Annotated in this window: 16 protein-coding genes and 1 pseudogene; 10 read left to right on the plus strand and 7 right to left on the minus strand. The window is 52.3% G+C overall.

Annotated elements, in window-relative coordinates; genetic code table 11:
- The 3 genes and pseudogenes from ACF8EA_RS24890 to ACF8EA_RS24900 form a co-directional block, all read left to right on the plus strand.
- Positions 1-656 (plus strand): annotated as a pseudogene (locus tag ACF8EA_RS24890) (hypothetical protein); the annotation flags it as partial.
- Positions 657-1,341: 685 nt separating this feature from the next.
- On the plus strand, positions 1,342-1,839 hold the full coding sequence (locus ACF8EA_RS24895; RefSeq protein WP_392523595.1) for a toll/interleukin-1 receptor domain-containing protein: 498 nt from the start codon (positions 1,342-1,344) through the stop codon (positions 1,837-1,839).
- 61 nt (positions 1,840-1,900) lie between these two features.
- Positions 1,901-2,740, plus strand: a complete 840-nt coding sequence (locus tag ACF8EA_RS24900; protein ID WP_392523597.1) for a hypothetical protein — start codon at positions 1,901-1,903, stop codon at positions 2,738-2,740.
- Between the two features lie 83 nt (positions 2,741-2,823).
- Here the strand turns inward: ACF8EA_RS24900 and ACF8EA_RS24905 are convergent, their stop codons facing one another.
- Complete coding sequence (locus ACF8EA_RS24905; RefSeq protein WP_392523599.1) at positions 2,824-3,189, minus strand: histone-like nucleoid-structuring protein, MvaT/MvaU family; 366 nt, start codon at positions 3,187-3,189, stop codon at positions 2,824-2,826.
- Positions 3,190-3,492: 303 nt separating this feature from the next.
- Positions 3,493-4,467 (minus strand): toll/interleukin-1 receptor domain-containing protein, encoded by a 975-nt coding sequence (locus ACF8EA_RS24910; RefSeq protein ID WP_392523600.1) that lies wholly within the window; start codon positions 4,465-4,467, stop codon positions 3,493-3,495.
- A gap of 395 nt (positions 4,468-4,862) precedes the next feature.
- Between ACF8EA_RS24910 and ACF8EA_RS24915 the strand changes: the two genes are divergently transcribed.
- Genes ACF8EA_RS24915 through ACF8EA_RS24935 form a run of 5 tightly spaced genes read left to right on the plus strand, consistent with a single transcriptional unit; the run spans position 4,863 to position 8,359 of the window.
- The gene (locus ACF8EA_RS24915) at positions 4,863-5,381 is read left to right on the plus strand and encodes a TIR domain-containing protein (protein ID WP_207238334.1); all 519 of its coding nucleotides are present in this window, start codon (positions 4,863-4,865) and stop codon (positions 5,379-5,381) included.
- A gap of 34 nt (positions 5,382-5,415) precedes the next feature.
- Entirely contained in the window at positions 5,416-6,570 is a 1,155-nt protein-coding gene (locus ACF8EA_RS24920; protein ID WP_392523602.1) for a toll/interleukin-1 receptor domain-containing protein, read from the plus strand.
- Positions 6,567-7,163 carry a hypothetical protein gene (locus ACF8EA_RS24925; protein ID WP_392523604.1) on the plus strand — a complete coding sequence of 199 codons (597 nt, stop codon included), beginning with the start codon at positions 6,567-6,569 and terminating at the stop codon, positions 7,161-7,163. Before ACF8EA_RS24920 ends, ACF8EA_RS24925 begins: the two co-directional genes overlap by 4 nt.
- Before the next feature lie 11 nt (positions 7,164-7,174).
- Positions 7,175-7,930, plus strand: a complete 756-nt coding sequence (locus ACF8EA_RS24930; RefSeq protein ID WP_102682623.1) for a hypothetical protein — start codon at positions 7,175-7,177, stop codon at positions 7,928-7,930.
- Between the two features lie 12 nt (positions 7,931-7,942).
- Positions 7,943-8,359: a hypothetical protein gene (locus ACF8EA_RS24935; protein WP_102682624.1), complete on the plus strand. Its 417-nt coding sequence runs from the start codon at positions 7,943-7,945 to the stop codon at positions 8,357-8,359.
- Positions 8,360-8,725: 366 nt separating this feature from the next.
- On the opposite strand, the gene ACF8EA_RS24940 is transcribed toward ACF8EA_RS24935, so the two are convergent.
- Positions 8,726-9,307: a toll/interleukin-1 receptor domain-containing protein gene (locus tag ACF8EA_RS24940; protein WP_102682625.1), complete on the minus strand. Its 582-nt coding sequence runs from the start codon at positions 9,305-9,307 to the stop codon at positions 8,726-8,728.
- A 42-nt stretch (positions 9,308-9,349) separates the two neighbouring features.
- Positions 9,350-10,189 (minus strand): hypothetical protein, encoded by an 840-nt coding sequence (locus ACF8EA_RS24945; protein WP_392523607.1) that lies wholly within the window; start codon positions 10,187-10,189, stop codon positions 9,350-9,352.
- 276 nt (positions 10,190-10,465) lie between these two features.
- On the opposite strand from ACF8EA_RS24945, the gene ACF8EA_RS24950 reads away from it, so the two are divergent.
- Positions 10,466-12,247 (plus strand): SIR2 family protein, encoded by a 1,782-nt coding sequence (locus tag ACF8EA_RS24950; protein WP_392523608.1) that lies wholly within the window; start codon positions 10,466-10,468, stop codon positions 12,245-12,247.
- A gap of 1,165 nt (positions 12,248-13,412) precedes the next feature.
- Here the strand turns inward: ACF8EA_RS24950 and ACF8EA_RS24955 are convergent.
- From ACF8EA_RS24955 to ACF8EA_RS24965, 3 genes are all read right to left on the minus strand, one after another.
- Positions 13,413-14,414: a tetratricopeptide repeat protein gene (locus tag ACF8EA_RS24955; protein ID WP_392523609.1), complete on the minus strand. Its 1,002-nt coding sequence runs from the start codon at positions 14,412-14,414 to the stop codon at positions 13,413-13,415.
- A 192-nt stretch (positions 14,415-14,606) separates the two neighbouring features.
- Positions 14,607-15,005 (minus strand): hypothetical protein, encoded by a 399-nt coding sequence (locus ACF8EA_RS24960; protein ID WP_392523610.1) that lies wholly within the window; start codon positions 15,003-15,005, stop codon positions 14,607-14,609.
- The gene (locus ACF8EA_RS24965; protein WP_392523611.1) at positions 14,999-15,331 is read right to left on the minus strand and encodes a hypothetical protein; all 333 of its coding nucleotides are present in this window, start codon (positions 15,329-15,331) and stop codon (positions 14,999-15,001) included. The genes ACF8EA_RS24960 and ACF8EA_RS24965 overlap by 7 nt, the downstream gene beginning before the upstream one ends.
- Between ACF8EA_RS24965 and ACF8EA_RS24970 the strand changes: the two genes are divergently transcribed.
- Positions 15,330-16,469 carry a toll/interleukin-1 receptor domain-containing protein gene (locus ACF8EA_RS24970; protein WP_392523613.1) on the plus strand — a complete coding sequence of 380 codons (1,140 nt, stop codon included), beginning with the start codon at positions 15,330-15,332 and terminating at the stop codon, positions 16,467-16,469. The two genes, ACF8EA_RS24965 and ACF8EA_RS24970, sit on opposite strands and share 2 nt — an antisense overlap.
- The last annotated feature ends 64 nt before the right edge of the window (positions 16,470-16,533 follow it).

Raw genomic sequence — 16,533 nt, forward strand, 5'->3', positions numbered from 1 at the left:
TTAGGTCAGCTCACATCCATAAAAACCGACACTACCAGTGGGTATTGGCAGAAGCTTACGAGGGGTTCGAAGATTTTCTTGAGAACCTCTACGCTGGAATGGGCTACGTCGACTACGATTTCTGGCCTGTTTCAGACTTCAAAAACACTCATCGCTCTGATTTACCCACGAAAGACTTTGACTGGTTCTTAAGCCAAGTAGCCATCAAGAAAAGCAAACCAAACAGCATCCTCGCATATTTCCGAAATAAATTCGACGAACTAAGAAAAATTGAAACCAAAAACAAACTTGACTGCCATGTTGGTTTTGACCTCTGCTTAATATCGAAACTGCGTCACTTGATCGTACATAACTCAGGCGTAGTCAAAAATAAAGAGAAGGTAATTGAACGCATCTTTAGAGATTGCGGCATCAATGATAGAGACAAACCAGCACTATCACTAAAAGCCAATAAATTTTTCAGCAAGCTGAAAAGCAGCGAAGAAACGCACGTTTTCCTTCTCGGCCACACCGACCCAACATACGGCATTTTTTCAACTTTTAATCTGAGCGACCTGCTGAGTCTCATGATGAGCTATGCACAGATACTAGCCGAATTATCTCTGAGGCATCTGCACAACAACGACCTGCTCAAACCTAGAGAGAATCAAGAATAAACCTGGCTCCCTTTATAAGCACTGCATACGCGTTGATGCACACAGACCTTCGATACGTGCGTCCATCATCCATTACTCCAAAAAAGCAACGTCCGCTTAGGCTTAAAGCGAACGCTATCAAACCAAGGCTCAATAAGCCGAATGCGACCATAGACTAATCAGCAGAAAAAACACTGCGATCGCAAGCATCCTAATTAATTTATTCTTTGACACGCCACCTCCCAGGACACCATGTAAGGCCCTATGAAATGATTTACTGTGCTCGCAGCTTAACCGCAAAATGCAGCCATGCAAGGAGCGCTCAAGGCCTTCAAGCGAGAGGGGCGACGATCAAAATTAAACTATAAAACAAGCTTCCACGGTATAATGATATTTCACAATACACATTTTGAGCCACAGTTATACACGCAACAATGGCCCAAGCCTAGAAAAATCAAGAGATTACGGTTAACGCTAGCGCGGATCTTAACTCTTGAAACTTGTTTTATTTTAACAAGTCAATTTATGGCTATTAAAGCCGAATACACCTGACGAACGGTAGCCAAATCGGATGGCTTCATCACGTTGCTGCTGAGCTGGTGGTGAGACCGTCAGCAGACGCATTCGCCTTCCTGCTTAAGATCAGCATGTTGTGGCAGCCCAAGAAAGCTGGCATTTTGCCTCTATTTTTTGAGGGCGTTTCTCTATGGCGATTCGGCAATCTGACCTTTTCTACAGCGCTACAACACGTGTCCCTCAGGGCCATGTATCTAAACGATCTGGTCAACCCACTGCTTTTCTGAGCCATAGCCACAAAGATATGAAGCTCGCGTTGGGGCTCCAGGAGACACTACGTCGAGAGGGCTGGGATGTGTATATTGATTGGCAGGATCAAGCCATGCCTGAGTCGCCCGACGCAGTAACGGCTAGCCGTATCAAGAATGCTATCGTCGCCGCTGATTGGTTTTTATTTCTCGCGACTCAAAACTCTCAGGCTTCTCACTGGTGCCCTTGGGAGATCGGGTATGCCGATGGGAAAAAGCGAATCGAGAAAATTGCAATAATTTCTACCAACGACAATAGCGGCCACCACTACGGCAACGAGCATCTAAAACTCTACAACAAAGTCGACCGAGCCTCAGGTGGGGGTTTAGCCCTATTTGACCCGCAAGGTAAAGGGAAATGGGTGCGCTTCCTGAAATAACTAGGATTAGCCAATTAGATCTCAAGTACCACCACCACAATGGACTGATAAAGGACTTAACATGTTTATTGGCTTCGAATTAACAGACTATCAAGGCCTAACCCACCAAGACGACCTCGACGTATGGAGCTTCAGTGCTTTAAACGACGCAAATATCTACGACTTAGCCAAATATGTTGCATCAACTTCGCATACCATTCAACATCTCGATGCCGAGAAAATTTCCGCTAGTCTATTTCCTCGATCAGACTATGATATTTTCCTCTCACATTCCCATGCCGATCAAAGTAAAGCAATCGAGCTAGCTCTTTCTCTTAAAGATAAAGGGATCAGGGTATTCGTAGACTCATGCGTCTGGGGACACTCCGAGAAATTAATAGAACTGATTCTTGATCAGTCCGGCCCACTCGAGAACGAAACGAGAGATTCTCAAATAGTCAGAGTGAGCGCAGCCGTGCATACGCTGCTTTCTGCCGCCATCCACCAAATGATTTGGCGTACCGAAGCTTTTGTTTTTCTACGCACGGAAAAATCAGTACCATTTGAAAACGATGTCAGCGATAGAACCCTTTCCCCGTGGATCTATGCCGAGCTTCAATTCAGCGCCCAGGTTCAACAGGTGCTTCCGCCACGCTTGAAAAATAAGAAATCTCTACCGAGCGTCGCTGGATTTGAGAGCTACATGACTGAGTCAAAGCAATTACAGCCGTATGAGATGGCGTTCAAAATTTCAAAGGAGCATCTGCCATCTGTAAAAGGCACAGACTTCAGCAAGTGGTACCATGACCTAGCGGCGAAGAAATTTACTGATGCTGGAGAGGTTCTGGACGACCTCTATGCCACCTGCCATATAACCAATCGATATTACGAACATAAAATTGACAATCTAGCGCTTGAATAGCCAGACATAAACTCACGCGCTTAATAAAATAAAGCCCCATGTACCGGGGCTTTATTTCGGGCATTCAGATCAAATCACATATTTCACTTGGAAACCCAAGTCTCAACTTCTTCTGCCCCATACTTAGCCTTCCACTCCTTCAGAAGTCTATGATTACCACCTTTAGTTTCGATGGTTTCACCGTTATTAGGATTTTTGTACACCTTAACTTCACGTGCCTTTCGTGTTGCTTTAGCTGCTTTAGGCTCTACACTGACACGGCCAGTTTGCGGGTCGAGTATATTGATGACATCACGCAAGCTATAGTTGTACTTCGCTAGCAAATCCCTCAGCTTTTTCTCGAATTCAATTTCATGCTGAAGCTCAGAGCTCCCCTTCATCGCCTCAAGTTCAGCGAGCTGCTCTGCTAGCTTTTGCTCCAACTGCCGAAATTCTACCAAACGAGACATAAAAACTCCTTAAAACGAGAGATCACTAGACGAACAGTAGACATATCTTAGGTCAATATCTTAGGCTTGTCTTCACCTACTTTATAAATCTGATCAGGCGCTCGACGATTTGATAGCGAACTGAATCTGCAAGAGTAAAAGTGTCCACCCGTATTCGCTACGTCTTAACACCGAAGTACAGTGCCTCAGGCAGCATACCCCGAGCAAATTGGAGGCAGTGACCTCACGCTCCGAAAATGCTGATCCGTGGAAAGTCCAAGTAAACCCGTTCCACGGCGCGCGGAAAATATAAGGTCAACTGGCCTAGCGCTGGAGAGGCTCAAGAAGTTTCGCCCAGAACGCCTCTGCAGCACCTTCGTGGCTCAGCTTCTCATCACGAGTATTCCGAGAGAATCCCATCAGAGGCTTGAAGAAGATCGACTGGTCATCCGTGCTCACGGAGAGCATTTCGTTAAATCCATTTGAGGATACTTGAGCCGAGTAGGTGATACCGTTCCGATTGATACCATCCCCCATCCCAATCGCACATTCCGAAGCGACCTTCCCGTCCCGATAGATGGAAGCCGCGAACCGCGTGTCACTCAGTCGTCTCAATGTTGCTTGAATCCCAGGGTTACGCGCCTGAAGCTCAGCTAATGAATTCTCGAAAAAACGCTGGATGTAAGTGAAACCATCATGAGCGAACTGATCAATTTCGAAGTCTGTGAAGGTTTTTCGAAGCCTCAGGTTACTCGAACGCACCGACTCAAACATCGTCGAAATTACCGTGTCCGCTGCGGCACCATGGGCAGCAGATGGTCGATGGGATTGAGCCACTGCACCACGTCCGGGATTGCCAGGCGATATTTCCTTGATCAGTACTCGAATCTGACGTACCACATCAGTGAAAGCCTCATCAGGGTTCGTCCAACTGGTGATTGGTTTCCCATCCTGAGGCACCGCTAGTAGCTTACCCATCGGACTATGAGTCCAATCACACGCGCGCAGAATGACTGGCACAACCCGGCACTCCCCTGCAGCATGCCGGGCCAGTGCGCGTTGCATCTCTACCGAATAGCAATAGTGAGAGCTCAGGAAGCTGGCACTGACCAACAGCAACACGATATCCGCAGCATCAATTTGCGCATCGATCGCACTGTCTACCATCTCGCCGGCGACCAAGCGCCGGTCATGCCACGAATCAACCAGCCCCTCGTACCTCAGGGAGGCGAGGTGCTTTTCCAGTTGATTGCGCAGTGCTTCATCATCATGACTGTATGAGAAAAACACTTTTGCCATTACGGCGCTCCCTATGAATTCGTGGCTCCGACGTTATCACGACTCGAACCCGCCTCGGTAGCGAGCCGATTTAACCTCAGAGCTCGACGAAACGGCCAGATTGAGGCTCGTCCAGGCGAGGATCTGGGCGTGATGGAGCTAAACGCAGCCGCAGATTGGCTTCTTGCGAAGGTGGAGGCCCCAGATGCGCAGCAGCGCCGGGAAGCGCTCAAGAACGTTTACGAGCGCTTGGAAGCCAGTAAGGCCGAGCAACCTGCGTAACTTGAACTGCGCACGCTCAACCACGCGCGTCCAGCGCAAGCGCTTGAGTCTACGCAGCCTTTTTGCAATCGTGATGTAGCGCCCCAAGAGTAGCGGCCCTATGATATCAACGTCCTCGTAGCGCCGAGCATTCGGTGCTGCATTACCTGCGCGGAGATGGAATCATGCGCCACTGCTTTTACAGCTTTCACTACGAAGCCGACAATTGGCGAGCGGCCAAGATTCGCTCGATCGGCGCTATCCATGGCGCCCGCGAGGCCTATGACAACGGCTGGGAAGCTGTGAAAAATGGCAGCGAACAGGCAATCAAAAACTGGATTGCCGCCGAAATGAACGGCTGCTCCTGCGCGATTGTGCTAATCGGCTCACAAACTGCGGGACGCAAATGGATCAACTACGAAATTGAGCAAGCCTGGAACAAAGGCATGGGCCTGGTCGGGGTCTACATTCACGGCATAACTGATCGCAACAACCAGACCTCCAGAGTCGGTTCAAATCCGTTCACCGGCTTCAATGTGGACAATGTCCCTCTTTCCAACATCGTTCGCACTTACGATCCAGCGGGCTATGACAGCGCCACACGGTACGCCACCATCTCTCAGAATCTTGGCAGGTGGGTCGAAGAAGCGATAGCGATCCGAAAGCGTTACTAACCGCCCTCTCTCGACTCTGCCAATGAGTAACACCATGCAGCACGCCTCTTACTACCTGGCTATTTTCGGCTCGCCTCCCGAAGGCTTCGTTGACGAATTCTACGAAGCCTTGAAAGCGAAGCTCGCGGTACTGTCACTCAACCTCGGCGTTGAGGTCGACTGGTACACAGGTATGCCCGACGAGTACCGCGTTGCCAACGGGAAATGCACCGCAGCCCTGTGTTTCCCTCTCCCTAATGGCCAAGACGTACACATCACGAAATTGATGAAGGATGGTGTGCCTGTCATCCCAGTGGCGTCGAAGCTCGGGCATCTGGCCGCGGAGTTTCCTCCGTCAGTATCAATCCTCAACGGGCTAGGACTGGACTCATCGGACATCCCGACCATCGTCAATTGCTTGCTAGAATGCGCCTCGCTCTTGCCTCGGCAACGACGCGTTTTCCTGAGCTACAGACGAACGGAATCAACCACCGCAGCGCTACAGCTCTATGCGGCGCTTTCAGAACGGTTGTTCGACGTTTTCCTCGACACGCATGAGATCTTGCCAGGGGAGCACTTTCAGGAGGTGCTGTGGCAAAAGCTGTGCGACAGCGATGTCATGATCTACCTGGATACCCCGTCCTACTTCGACAGCCGTTGGACAACAGCAGAGTTTGGGCGCGCCGTGTTCCGAGGTGTTCCCATTCTCAGGGCTGGCTGGCCAGAAGTAGATCTGGATGATCGAAGCCAAGCTACGTTGGATTTACGCCTGACCAAAGACGATTTCTTGTCGGATGGCGTGTCGCTCACCAATCAATGCCTCGCACACATCTGCCGATCGGCTGAGGATCTGCGCGCAGAAGGCGTCGCTACCCGCTATCGCCTGCTGATGAACGCATTCGGTACCTCCTTGGAGCGTGCCCAAGCGACAATCGAGGGCTATTCACTCCGACGCAGCCTCACCGTCAAGCCAAAACGTGGAGAGCCAATTTACGTCTATCCAGCGCTCGGCGTGCCGACGACCTACACCCTGCACGACGCCACCCTTGACAATCACCCTGCGCCAGTAGCCGTAGTATATGATAATGCGGGTATTGAAGAACGTAGGTGGCAGACACATATGGAATGGATCAGCAACTACCTCGAAAAGGACGTGCGGTTAGTCGAACCCTATAATTCGGGCTGGCGATTCCTGGACTGGCGAAAATGAAGAAATCAATATTTCTATCCGCCAGCGTGCCAACCTATGGCAGAGAATTTTTTGATTCTTGCCATCCGTATCAAATACAAATAGCGGTAAGATCACTGTTGCTCCTGGCACTGGGACGACAGCGCTTGGTATTTGGCGGGCACCCTTCAATCACACCCATGGTTTATGCCGCGGGCAGGAGCTTTGGGCTCAATACCATTGAATGCGTGACCATTTACCAGTCCGCATTTTTTGAAGACAAATTCCCTCTTGAGAATCAGGGATTTGCTGACATTCGGGTAATCCCCAAGGAAGCAGAACTCAAAGACAGTATTTTGTCTATGCGCCGGCGAATGCTGGAAGATAACGAATTTGAGGTCGGTATTTTCATCGGCGGCATGAAGGGCATTGTCGACGAATATGAAATGTTCAGAGAAAAATCCCCTGACGCCAAAGTGATCGCAGTCCGAGCCGGTGGCGGCGCTACAGCGACCCTTCCCTGTACGCAATCAGACCCAGCCATTCAGGAGCTTGAAGAGTCTGGGGACTATTTCTCTCTGTTCAACAGCGTTCTAGGCATCGATCCGAACAGCGAACGGATTTTTAGTAATTAAGGAAGAGTTTAATGGATCGCGGCTTCAACCTGAGCATTAACACCGGCCCATACCCCGTAGACTTCACAAAAGTCCATGCTTATAAAGATGCAAACCAAAAGCGCGTTGACGACCTCGCCCAGCTAATGATTGACGAGGACACATTCGATGCGTCCCTCATATTGGAGGCTCTCTTCCCGGCAGTGAAGGCTGACATTTTTTTGTCTCATTCCTCCGCTGACGCGAACGAGGCGATCCAAATCGCACTAGAGCTCCAAGAGAAGTGCGGCCTGAATGTATTTATTGACTCTTGCGTCTGGGGCTCGATCTACGATTTGCTGAAGGCCATCGACAAGTACCGCCGCCGTCAAGGTCAAATCGATTACGATTACGATGAGCGTAATCGCTTGACAGCGCACATACACATGATCCTGACCACCGCCCTGCAGCGCATGATTGATCAGACAGATACGATCATCTTCATGAACACGGAGCATTCGATCTCGCTGAAGCATTCAGTAAATGAAGAGCGAAAGACCTTGTCTCCGTGGATACACATGGAGCTCAATTTCAGTACATTGGTACGGCGTCGCTCACGTTACAAAATGGCGATAGAGGGCAAACGTGCGATGGACGAAGTAGTTTCTAACGAGCATTTCAATGTCGTACATGATGCCCCTACCGGCCACCTAACCTCTATTGCAGAAAGCGATTTTCGAAAGTGGATGCTACAGGCGTCCACCCTTAGAGGTTCGAAAGCCATCGATCTTTTATACCGCAACTTCTGACGGATATACCCCATGGATGCCAAGCTCAAACACCTTGAATTCGTTCAAGGCGTAGTCAATCGCCTTTCTACTAACTCGTTTCTGCTCAAAGGTTGGTCGATCATCCTGATCTCGGCGCTGTTCGCACTGTCCGCCAAAGATTCTGACAAGGGCTTCGCTCTGCTGGCCTACATCCCAGGCATCGCGTTTTGGGGGCTGGATGGCTACTTCCTGGCGCTTGAGCGTTGCTACCGCAGGCTCTACGACAAGGTTCGAGCGACTGACAAAGACCAGATCGACTTTCTGATGGTGATCGATAAAGGCCAAGGGTGGAAAAATTGGCTCAAAGCCACGCTATCAAAAACGTTAATCGTCTTCCATGGGGCGGTGTTGGTGGCTATCACTGCAGTGGTGGTGGTCTACGTCATCAACTCCCACACGGCTGCGTAAGGGAGGAGCCCGGACTCGCAATGCCTAGCTAGGGCCTACACCGTTGATCTATCCCGACGTGCTCGCACGAGCTGGCTACTCGCAGGACAACTCACGATCAAGTGACACTGCGAGCAGTAGGTCGAACCCAGCTCGGCGAGGTGCGCTATGGCACCTCGTGTGTGTTCAGCTCCTGTGGATCAACAACCCGAATGTTGCCAGGCAGCCGTGAGGACAAGACGCCCTTTGCGTGTCTACGAAACGAGAATCTTCTCTGGGCACGAAACCGGAGGCAAAAAAAAGCCCGCGATGGGGAGAGCGGGCTGGACTCAATCATTAGGGAGCTATCTCAAGGTACGCTGCGCATTGTGAAAATTACGTCATCGATCAAAGATAGATCTTACCGAACCCCGGGAGCGGCCCGCCCGGAAGCCCCCTGCGCAGGGCCTCCAGATCCCTGAGAGGGTCTCGACTCTGCCGAGGAGGCTCGCTCAAGCTGTCTTTGTCTACCGTCGGATACAACCCCAGGTACTCCTGCCCTTCAAATTTCTGGTTTTCCTTTTCCAGGACAGGGAGGATGGCGACTTTGTTGGGTTTATGGCCGTCGAAATAGCCCAGTTCCCAGGGCATCCACTTCGAATTCGTAGCGTTCTCGGTAGCGATGTAGAGAAGCGTATCGGACTGCTTCATCCGACCTCGCAGCCGTTCCGCCGTATGTTTGTTCACCTGGCTACGATCCAATTCAGGATCGTCTACCCAATCGACATAAACCTTTTTGCCCATTTCCTCCAGCAGCACCTTCACCCCAAGTACTAACTCAGCATCGTTGATCGAGTGGGACAGGAAAACGTCGAACCTGGTCGCCCGCTTACTGGACTCCATCGATTCGCTCATCATCTCGCCGAGGCTGCGATTCCTCATCGCTCGTTTTGCTGCGGCACGCGCCTCAGATTTCGTAAAAAATGCCATTTTTCAATCCATGTAGGTGTTGAGAAGGCGCCAAGAGCCTTCTTACAAGAGCTTTTTGCTCTTAGCAGCCGACTGAGCCCGAAGCCTTCTGAACTGGCCTGGTATCTCGAAGTGCCCATACAAGCTGTCAAGAGCGTGCTCACCCTTTTCGAGCAAAAACTCAATCCAGCCACTGAACTCTGAACCGTCGACTTTGGGCAGGTGAGAGTTGAGTGCCTTGTGAGCAAAATTTGGCAGCAAGCGTTTGGCCTGCTCGTGTTCCAACGACAAGACCTCTGGGCTACGGCGTCTGCGGCGAGCTGGCACCCGACGTCTCACCATTGCGCTGAACTGAAGTTCCGAATATATCCAGGGCGAGAACGTGCGATCTGAACCTTCGTAAGCCTTCAAGGGAACGGAATTTTCAGTGTTCAGGAACACGAAAAGCTCCGTTCTATCAATCATCTCCTGAAGCGCACCTACCAGCATCAGATGCACGCCAGCCGAAAGATCGCTTACTTCACGCTCACTCAGTGGCTGTCCGTCTGCTTTCTGGTCTGCGTAAAAAGCCATCAGCTTCTCAATAAGATGCTGTGACGCCCCCCAGACACAGGAATCCACGAACACGTTGACGCCACAATTACGGAGCTTAATTGCAAGCTCGACAGCCCTATCCTCGTCAGCATGGGAGTGCGAGAGAAACACGTGCGTCCTCTGCTGCTGAGGGAAGATATGCCTCGACAGCAGGTTAGCGTCGATCAGACGCCTGCCTTCGAATACATCGATCAAGTAGTCGGACACCTCACCGAACTGACCTTGCACCTGATCCTTGAACTTCTGGATTTCCGACGCGGGTACCGAGCTATAGCTTTCATAGCTGGTCAACTCAAGCCCTACATACATACTGAATCCCTTCTGATCTGTAGTTTCTGCGAGTTTTTGAAACGTCCTGAACCTGATCCGCATAGCGGACAATGCTAAGCACACCCGTGTAGAAGCAGGCAGGCAACAGCACTCTGAACGCAAACACGGCAAATTGCCAGCACTTGGACTGGACGGGGGTGAACTGAGGCGAGCATCCTTGCGGCATGGAGCTCATGCCTACGTCGGCTCGGTACCAAGGGACTGAAACGCACGACTGCCTATGAGCGTATTACGCTTAATGACCGAGGACTCCGCATGACCGCAACAGCCCCTGATGCCACGGCTCAAATTGCTTTCTCCATGTTCGAAAACAAAGGCGTCTACGCAGTCCTTGTTGGCTCAGGCGTCTCCCGCTCCGCAGGAATACAGACGGGCTGGGAGATCACAATGGAACTGGTCAAACGCTGGGGCATCGCCACAGGAGCGGGCGATCAGGATGACTGGGTCTCCTGGTATGTAGCGCAGACGAGTGAGCAGCCCAACTACTCCAAGCTACTTGAGCGCCTGGCGGCGACCCAAACCGAACGCAGAGCCATAATTCAGGGCTTTCTCGAACCAAATGAACAGGAGGCCGAGGACGGCCTCAAACTGCCCACACGTGCACACCGAGCTATCGCGAACATGGTCAAGACGGGCCACATCCGCGTGATTGTGACAACGAACTTCGATCGCCTGATGGAAAACGCGCTAAGGGATGTCGGCATCGAACCTACTGTGGTCAGCTCGGCTGATAGCTTCGCCGGCGCGGAGCCGCTTACCCACTCGACTTGCTACATCATGAAAATCCATGGCGATTACAAGGATGCCAGGATCCTCAACACGGATGATGAGTTGGGAGACTATCCACCCGCATTCAATACGCTCCTTGATCGCATCATCGATGAATTTGGGCTGATCGTCGCGGGTTGGTCAGGTGAGTGGGATCATGCGCTGAGAGCCGCGTTCATCAGAGCCCCCTCTCGTCGTTATCCTACATACTGGCTAGCTCGTGGCCGCCCATGCGAACGCGGCCAAGAGCTCATCACGCAGCGCAGAGCGACCGTGGTGAATGGCTTGGATGCCGACACGTTCTTTGAGGGCTTGAGCTTTAAGCTAGAAACCATCCAACAGTCCCGGCTACCCAACCCGGCAGGAATAGAACTGACGCTTGCAATGGCCAAGCGTTTCTTGGCGAAGCCGGAACACAGGATCCAGCTGGATGACCTGATCACAGCACAGACTCAGCGCTCCCTCACACAGCTAACACCATTGTTCACTTCACCGCCTCAAGGAGATGCACCGAAAGACTTCACAGATCGGGTCGTCAGCTACGAAGCCACTATCGAACCTCTCGCTCGCCTCTGCGCAGTTTTGGGACGCTGGGGAAGCGGTGGCGAGTACCCATTGGTACTGGACGCCATTAAAGGGCTGTATGCCGCATCTCAAAAAGAGCAATCCGGCTGGCAGCATTGGGTCTCACTGAAGAGCTATCCCGCGACGTTGGTCATCTACGCGTACGGAATGGGGTTAGTCCGGGCTGAACGCCTGACAGAGCTCCGTAAACTGTTCAGCACTCCGCTAATTGCCCGCCACGAAATCCCTAGCACCATAGGGGAAAGGTTCGCTCCGCTGTACGTCGAAGCGGGCATCGGCCTGTTCGAACGCTGGCGAATGTTCGAGGGGCAAGACAGCTCCACTACACCGTTCTGCAACCGCCTCGCTGAAGTACTGGCACCGCGCTGGGCGCCAGATTTTGCAGGTCTGCACGACGCAGGATTGCTCTACGAACGGTTTGAGTTTCTTTCTTTCCTTTTCTTCTGCGAAACGCGCCTAATCAGCGAGGAATCGCTGATCGACATCATTCAAAATCGTAAGATCAGAACCATCGCAGGCGGACGGATCTCATGGCATTCGGAGACCATCAACCGCTTCGCTCACGAGTACGCAACCGAAGAATTCAAGGCCCCTACCCTGGCCGCAGGATTCGCCTTCGGCTCTGAGAACTACCTCTCGCAGATGCTTGAAGGCCTACTGGGGCTCGCAAGATTCCGCTTTTAATGATCAGCTGATCAAGTCGTCACATACAGGAAGTCCGTAACCTTGCTACAGAAAAGAGACCAGAAATTTGGTTTTATCCGACGCGCCCGCAGAGAACTGACCTATGCCTTTTTCCTCGGCGCACCGCCTTTCTTTGCGTGCACATCTTCCAAAGAGGTCAGCGACCTGGTGAACGCGCTCTTGGCGGCTCCTACCCTGATGTCTTACTACCTTTGACTGCTTTTCGCCTTCGGCTTGGTGAGTGTTTTCATTTTCAGAGTGACGTTCCGGGCGTACCGCCTCATTCGGAAATCTCGCGAGGTACATTCGTTCTTCGTTAACATCGGTGGAAGCCTGCTGACAGCTTTTCGCGCGGCGCTGGGCGCAATGATGGGGTACCTGATGGTGTGGTGCTATCGAGACGTGGAATCCATGAGCTTCGCTGGAACTGCGGGAGTGCTTAAGTATGCATGCATGGCACTCGCGGTATGTGTATGGCTCGCGTGGACTGATGAAACGCTCAGAAATCCTCATGCAGTCAGCCGTTACAGCTGAAGCTCAAGCGCTATCAGTTTACATTCAGTGCTATGAGGCGTTGGTCATTCGTTTACACAGAAAATCAAGCCAGTTTGGGTGTATGGCTTGTGCTTCTTCAGGCGGACTGGGCTGGTTCGCGCTGTTACTGAGCCTGATGCAGCAAATGAACGTGCCCCAGCGAGACTGTCAGCCTCCCGGGCTTGAGGTTTATCAGGTAGCCGGCAGAGAGATTTTCTAAGGTGCCAGCGGGTCGCATCAATACGGAGGCATAAAGTGCACCAGGTCGCAGTGTTGGACAGCATCATCTTTGAGGCTCATGAACTAGCCAAAAGTTTGAACGACCACCACATCGTGGTCATCAACTCCACTATGCGTCTGCAGGCTCTCAATCTAGAGGATCAGATAGTCCGAGCTCTGCAGGACTCGAAGGGGCGCGGCCCCGACCTCATTTACAGCGAATTCGAGGTCTTTCTTTCGCCGCAAGACAGAAGGTTCGTGCCAACCCTTTGGCATCCTGAACGGAATACGCTCAATCTAGCCAGTACACACCGGATCGTTCAGCGTGCCATGGAAGTCTGGGCTGCTCGAGGTTCTCCGAGTCGCTTCCTTTACACAAACCGCGCCCAACGTTCCTGAGAGACCATTCCTGCTATCTAGTGTTGATCCGCTTCACCACAGAAGCGAGTCTACGCTTCACGCCGATTTTAGGGTTCAGAGAAAGCGCTTCTTCGTAAACCTGGACAGCCTCGGCGTACTGGCCCAGGTGCTCGTGCGCGAGCCCCTGTACTTTCAAGGCAGTGGCTCTCCAAACAGGATATTGGTCTGCGCCAAGCGACCTGGCACGCTGGACAGCATCCAGGACTTCAACGACGCGCTCGTTTGTTAGATCGACCTCCCCTAGCACCTTCTCTGCTGAGAGGAGAATGCGCTCAAACCGAGACGAGGTGAGGTTCGCATCCTCGAGTTGATCACCATCTAGGAATTGGCCATCAATGTCGTACCGGAAGCTCCCGACCCCCTTGAAGTGTGCAATCAGCTCTCCCGTTTTCTCGTCGACCTCATAGCTCTCGGGCCATCCGGCTTTTGGTATGACGCAATACAACTCTGCCCGCTTGAGCAGGTCGAACAGGAAGACCTTGTTGCCATGCTCACTAGGACTGTTTGCTGTTGCGCAGAAAGCGTACTTCCCGTTCCGTGAAATGCCGCTGGTGAAGATATTGGCCGTGAGCTCTTTGGTGATGATTACAGCTCCCGCGGGATCGAAGACATTGAATGTTCCAGAAAGAGAGCTGCCAAAATGCCAGTCCTCCAAGCAGAAAACACCGGAATCCGAAACGTGACCGTTGTTTGGTCTTGCCATGCTTCCGTGGCAACTGACCGTACCGCTGCTCAGATCCGCCAGAACGTAGGCTCCAAGGCCCGACTCCCGATGCCCTCCTCGGCCCGCCGCAGGATCTGAGTCGCGCCACCCAACCGCCCACTGCTTTGACTTAGACAGCTGATATAAGCCGTAAAAGTCGAGCGACTCCACCGTCAAAAAATGTTTATCACGCGAAACCTGGAGCGTTGAGCGACACCCCTTTGGAGACCCGGAGTCGGCTTCAGCGTTGACGGCCTTGGGCCTTTTGAACAGCCAACTAAAAATGCTCATTCCCTGCTCCTTCGAAGCTTGAGCGCGCCGAGGTGAGCATTGCTGCCCATCTCGAACACTGAGTGCGTGACTCAATTGACCCTGCACCCGACTCTCAAAGCATGCCCTGTAGCCCGCGGCGCTTGAAGTCGTGATCCAGCAGCGTAGCGGCTTTGCGAAAAAACCACAGGCTAAGAATCCAGCAAGCTCGACCTAGCTCTTGAACGCGTAAACACTGAATTTGAGCACATACCCCATGACATTGATCGGCTTGTAGGTTACCGCTGGAGAGGTAACCAGATGGTAGCGATCAGCCAGTTGGTTACGATAGCGCTGAAGCCGACGACGCTCTATAGCGGTTAGATCATCCCGAGCTAATGCCGCATCCGTGGCGGCCAGTTTTTGCTGATACTCACGTTGCCACTTAGCCCGAACGAAGTTCTGAATCCACTCCATTCGAAGAAACAAGGTTGCAGCCACACCCAGCGTCAGAGCTGCAGTTAGATTCGTCAAATCGTCTTGCATCCATAGCGCTAACATCGCCAAGCATGGTATCGCGTAAGTCAACGCGATGTAGGTGATGCGGGTTGGAGGGTCGAATCTCATCAGCATTGGATTTCCTTGAGATAGAGCGCTGCGATGCGGCAATGTTCGCACGGAGCATGCCTGACCATCTCGACTTTTATGGTTTCCATTTGTGAGCTGCGCAGCGCCCCCAGACGGCTCTGATCTGTCTGCTGCAGATTACTGGACGAAAGCACGGAAAGGGCCGCACCTTTCCAGCAGCATTCAAGAGCATGTGGGTTGGATACCTGATAGCCTATCGCCACTTTTAGCATGTTGACCGGCAGAACTGAGCGCACCCAGGCGACTGGGTGTGCGGAGTGCCCGGCCCGCCACTTGTACGCCAACGATATAGAGAGGCTCGGAAGCTTCATGGACGCCCGCTACTCCCTCGCCCTACTAGGGGACTTTCCCACTGCTATTGCCGATGAGATCGAGGCCGCTCTAGAGGAGCGAATTTCAGAACTCGGATTAGTGCTTCATGAAGACGTGACACTGTTTCGGGGAGATCCCAGGCGCTTCCGACCCAAGTTTGATCGCTGCTGCGCAGCCCTTTGCGCAAGCATCAATGCCACTGATGAGGCAACCATTGAGCATTTCATTGACCGCCGAGTACCACTGGTTCCGGTTGCGCGGGATCCAGATACTTTTAAAGCCGAATTTCCCGGAAAACTTGGAGCATTGAACGGCGTTGCGATGACCCAGAGCCCAGCTATCCTGGCGAGCTGTCTCCTGGAGGCAAGCTCGCTGATCCCACGTCAGCGCCGGGTGTTCCTCAGCTATCGACGCAAAGAGTCCACAGAGGCCGCTCTGCAACTGTATTCAGAACTGTGTGCGAGGCAGTACGACGTTTTCCTCGACACCCACGGGATTTTACCTGGAGAGCACTTTCAAGAGGTGCTATGGCAGCGCCTCTGCGACTCCGACGTACTCGTCTACCTCGATAGCTCAGGGTACTTCGAGGGCCGCTGGACAGAGCTGGAGTTCGAAAGGGCTTCGTTGAGGAAACTCGCCATGCTTCGCATTGGGTGGCCACGAGTTGAAGCAACCAACATCCATTTGATCAGTGGGCAAGTTCAGTTGGAGGACTCTGATCTCGGTGCGGATCGACTGATTCAGTCGGATGCTTTGACCGAGATTCTCGAGAAAATCGAGCTCTATCGAAGCAAAAGCGTCTCGATCAGGTACCGGGATCTTGTCGGGAAGCTAACGTCTTCGGTAGAGGCCGCCGGCGGTAAAGTGCTCGGCGCTTCGTCCCGAAGAGGATTGGTGGTCTCAGTAAAAAATGAAGAAATCGTTGTTTACCCAGAGCTTCGCGTACCAACCAGCGAGTCATTCTATGAGGCATCGCTGGAGGAGCACGCCCCTCCAGTTGCCGTAATTTATAACGAAGAAGGCATCGAAGAAAGAACCTGGAAAGCCCACATGCAATGGCTCGGAGACAGGCTTGATGGGCATGCGCGCTTGGTGAAGGCAAACGCCGCTGGCCATCGATTCCAAGATTGGTACTAGGCACCCCGTGCCTGCTCGACAGGATTCTTCCAGAGATTGACCTGCAAGCGTCTCCGCCGGCAAT

Source organism: Pseudomonas sp. YQ_5 (assembly GCF_043103305.1).
In the GTDB taxonomy this organism is placed as follows: Bacteria; Pseudomonadota; Gammaproteobacteria; order Pseudomonadales; family Pseudomonadaceae; genus Aquipseudomonas; species Aquipseudomonas putida_Y.